Here is a 725-nt window from a genome sequence, read left to right on the forward strand (position 1 = left end):
ACAGCTAATCCAAGAAACCCACAACTCATTGAACTTAAAAATGTTCTTAATAAACTTCTTGATGTCTTACAAGCTAGAGTAGGTTCTAATATGAATGAAATTCATAAAATCTTTGAAGAATATAAAAGCTTAGACTTTAGAAATAAAATAGCTAATGCTAAGGGCAGTGTAGAAGTAACCACTAATGCCTTAGGAGAAGAAATCATTAAGATGTTAAAACAAAGTTCTGACTTTGCTAATGCTTTAGCCAATGAAAGTTCAAAATTACAAAGTGCTGTTCAAAGTCTAACCACTTCTTCTAATTCTCAAGCCCAATCCCTAGAAGAAACAGCAGCAGCCTTAGAAGAGATTACTTCTTCTATGCAAAATGTTTCTGTTAAAACCAGTGATGTTATTACTCAATCTGAAGAGATTAAAAATGTAACAGGTATAATAGGAGATATAGCTGACCAAATCAATCTTCTAGCTCTTAATGCAGCTATTGAAGCAGCAAGGGCTGGAGAACACGGACGTGGCTTTGCTGTTGTGGCTGATGAAGTAAGAAAACTAGCTGAAAGAACTCAAAAGTCTTTAAGTGAAATAGAAGCTAATACTAATTTACTTGTTCAATCTATCAATGATATGGCAGAAAGTATTAAAGAACAAACAGCAGGTATTACTCAAATCAATGAAAGTGTAGCTCAAATAGACCAAACCACTAAGGATAATGTTGAAATTGCTAATGA

The 725-nt window shown here is 33.5% G+C and carries 1 protein-coding gene; it reads left to right on the plus strand.

The genetic code is table 11. From position 1 onward, the window contains the following. Window positions 1–725: methyl-accepting chemotaxis protein (locus ACLL8X_RS09295; protein ID WP_411990633.1), on the plus strand; the 725-nt coding region annotated here is incomplete at both ends.

This window comes from Campylobacter parajejuni (genome assembly GCF_046764905.1).
GTDB lineage: Bacteria > Campylobacterota > Campylobacteria > Campylobacterales > Campylobacteraceae > Campylobacter_D.